The organism is Leptolyngbya sp. FACHB-36 (assembly GCF_014695955.1).
GTDB lineage: Bacteria > Cyanobacteriota > Cyanobacteriia > Leptolyngbyales > Leptolyngbyaceae > FACHB-36.
This window is the reverse complement of record NZ_JACJPG010000127.1, coordinates 1-3092: the sequence shown is the minus strand read 5'-3', so window position 1 is coordinate 3092 and position 3092 is coordinate 1. Positions and strand designations below refer to the sequence as shown.

The window sequence follows — 3092 nt, the reverse complement described above, 5'->3', positions numbered from 1 at the left end:
TCGATCGCCCGTAATGCATAACGAACATTCGATTTAACCTCTGAGTGAACGATGCTTCTAACTATCTGCGCGATTCAAATTCGACTGCTAAGACTGACCTACCCGTGGTTGCCGTTAGCCACCAGTTTGTGCCGAATTGCAAAAGCAAATGGGCTGAAACGTCATCGAGAGAAAGTTCGGTTTTGGCTACTTGTTGGTCGAGTTGATTTTGCAAATTTGCTCGCGATCGCGATAGATCTTATCCAGCCTGAATACTGGGCTTAAGACACTGTTGAAAGGAGCAATTTCTATGGCTGGCAATCTGGTGAATTCAGAGGTGGTTTTGCTGGAGCGATCGCAGCACACCAATGCAGTTGAGCTTCTAGCGAATGCATTTAGTAATGACCCGCTATTTCGCTATTACTGTTCGGAGAATGAGGCAGTTCGGCTGAAGTCGCTGCGCTGGTTTATGAATCTGATGCTGAACTACAGCTATCCGATTAACCACAACTACGCCACCGCAGGCGATCTAAAAGGCGTTGCCGTCTGGCTACCGCCAGGAGAGTTTCCCACCAGTCAATGGCGGCTGCTGCAATTAGGCTTTTATGCCATTCCGTTTAAGGTGCGGCTGAGTCGATTGCGTCACGCGCTGAAGCAGTTTGATCTGATGGAGGAACACCACAAACACGATATGCCTCAGCCCCACTGGTTTTTGTACCTGTTGGCTGTTGCTCCTGCCCACCAAAATCAGGGCATCGGCAGTTTGCTCTTGCAGCCGATTTTGCAGCAAGCTGATGCCGATGGTCTGCCCTGCTACTTGGAAACCTCAACCGAACGAGGCGTTCGCTTCTACCAACGCCACGGCTTTGAAATTATGCGCACCGTGCAGCTAACCGAGGACGCGCCTCGGTTTTGGACGCTAGCACGATCGCCGCAACGCACCTAATTCACTTCCACGCTCCCTAATTCCATGCTTCCTAATCTGTTCAAAAAAACACCGCTCGCGTGGCTACAAGTCACGAAAGAGAAAACCCGCCTCGCGGTTGCCGTCGCTGGGATCGCCTTTGCTGACATGCTGATTTTTCTACAGATGGGCTTTGAAGCCGCACTGTACGACGCTTCGATTCAGCCGCACCGCAACTTAAATGCGGATTTGGTCATGATCGATCCGCAACTGCAAACGCTGTTTGCAGTCAAAAGCTTTTCTAGAGAGCGACTGTATCAAGGACTGTCGATCGACGAGGTTGCCTCGGTGAATCCGGTGCGCTTCTCGCTCGGACAGTGGCGCAATCCCGACACGCGGCTGGAGCGAACGATCCTCGTTTGGGGTGTGGACCCGTCGCAGCCTGCGTTCAAGTTTGATGAGGTGAACCGCAATCTGGACCAGATCAAGCTACTGGATCAGGTGATGTTCGATCGTGCAGGACGCCCCGAGTTCGGACCGATCGCTGAGACGTTCGCCAAAACGAACAAATACGAAACGGAGCTAAACAACATTTCGGTCAACGTCACCGGACTCTACACCAACGGTGCGTCGTTTGCAGCAGACGGCAACGTCATCGCTAGTGAATCCACGTTCATGCATTTGTTTCCCAATCGCAAAACGGATGAAGTCGATATTGGGTTAATCAAACTGAAGTCTGGAGCTGATAGAGAGCAGGTGAAATCGCGCCTCGAATCGATGCTGCCGGATGACGTAAAAGTGTTAACGGTCGAAGACTTTGCTCAAGTCGAAAAGGCTTACTGGGAAAGCGGTACGGCGATCGGCTTTATTTTTGGCATTGGCGTTGGCGTTGGCTTTATTGTCGGCATCGTGATTGTGTATCAAATTCTCTACTCCGATGTGTCCGATCACTTGCCGGAATACGCCACGTTGAAAGCGATGGGCTATACGGATATGTATCTGCTGGGCGTCCTAGTTCAGGAGTCGTTGCTGCTAGCGCTACTGGGATTTTTTCCTGGGTTTTTGCTGTCTGCCGGACTCTATCAGCTTGCAGCGACTGCGACGATGCTGCCAGTCGGAATGACGCTAAATCGGGCTGTAAATGTGTTCGTTTTGACAGTGGTGATGTGTAGCGTATCGGGCGCGATCGCCATGCGAAAACTGCGATCGGCAGACCCAGCAGATGTTTTCTAACAGCTAGTTTTCTAACAGCTAGCTCTCTAACAACCAAGTTTCCACAGACTCGCCTGATCATCTATCTCCAATTTTCTATGCAAACCCTAAACGTTTCTGACTCAGCTTCCTCTGCAACTGCGAATCCCGTCATCTCTGTGCAAAATCTTAATCACTATTTTGGTGAAGGCAACTTGCGAAAGCAAGCGCTATTTGACGTCAACTTAGACATTAATGCGGGCGAAATTGTCATTATGACTGGACCCTCCGGGTCTGGAAAAACGACGTTGCTGACGCTTATGGGCGGCTTACGATCGGCGCAAGAAGGCAGCCTCAAAATCCTGGGACAGGAGATTTGTGGAGCAAACAAACATCAGTTGACGCAGCTTCGCCGCAACATTGGCTACATCTTTCAGGCACACAATCTCATGACGTTTCTAACGGCAAAGCAAAATGTGCGGATGTCGCTGGAATTGCATGATGACAGCCTTAACCAGGACATTGATGCAATGGCGATCGCCATGTTAGAAAACGTGGGGCTAGGAAATCGCGTCAATTATTATCCAGATAGCTTATCCGGTGGACAAAAACAGCGAGTGGCGATCGCGCGTGCCCTGGTTAGCCACCCCAAAATTGTGCTGGCAGATGAGCCAACGGCTGCGCTTGACAAAAAATCCGGTCGAGATGTCGTAGAAATTATGCAAACGTTGGCAAAGGAGCAAGGCTGCACCATTTTGCTGGTGACACACGATAACCGGATCTTGGATATTGCCGATCGCATTATCTACATGGAGGATGGTCGTCTTGTCAGCAACGGGATTGATATTGCAGCAAAGGTGAGTTAAGTAAACAGGGCACCGTAGCTGCTCTACAATCATTGCAGCCTCAATGCTATGTAACTGCTATGGCAAGACCCGCCGTGTTTTTAGACCGCGATGGTGTACTGAATCAAGAAGTCGGCTACATTCATCACGTCGAAGATCTGCACCTGATTCCC

General features: G+C 50.3%; 3 protein-coding genes and 1 pseudogene. All 4 read left to right on the top strand.

What is annotated here, in order from left to right; all coding sequences use genetic code 11:
* The first annotated feature begins 289 nt into the window (after nt 1-289).
* Nucleotides 290-925 (top strand): GNAT family N-acetyltransferase, encoded by a 636-nt coding sequence (locus tag H6F43_RS01800; RefSeq protein WP_199290103.1) that lies wholly within the window; start codon nt 290-292, stop codon nt 923-925.
* Between the two features lie 24 nt (nt 926-949).
* Nucleotides 950-2116, top strand: coding sequence for an ABC transporter permease DevC (devC, locus tag H6F43_RS01795; protein WP_190340308.1), 1167 nt, complete (start codon nt 950-952; stop codon nt 2114-2116).
* Nucleotides 2117-2193: 77 nt separating this feature from the next.
* Complete coding sequence (locus tag H6F43_RS01790) at nt 2194-2940, top strand: DevA family ABC transporter ATP-binding protein (RefSeq protein WP_190340307.1); 747 nt, start codon at nt 2194-2196, stop codon at nt 2938-2940.
* 59 nt (nt 2941-2999) lie between these two features.
* Nucleotides 3000-3092 (top strand): annotated as a pseudogene (locus H6F43_RS22925) (D,D-heptose 1,7-bisphosphate phosphatase); the annotation flags it as partial.

Excerpts from the sequence above, each read along its gene's own strand:
- devC (WP_190340308.1), top strand. The coding sequence starts at position 950 with ATGCTTCCTAATCTGTTCAAAAAAACACCGCTCGCGTGGCTACAAGTC.
- H6F43_RS01790 (WP_190340307.1), top strand. The coding sequence starts at position 2,194 with ATGCAAACCCTAAACGTTTCTGACTCAGCTTCCTCTGCAACTGCGAAT.
- H6F43_RS01800 (WP_199290103.1), top strand. The coding sequence starts at position 290 with ATGGCTGGCAATCTGGTGAATTCAGAGGTGGTTTTGCTGGAGCGATCG.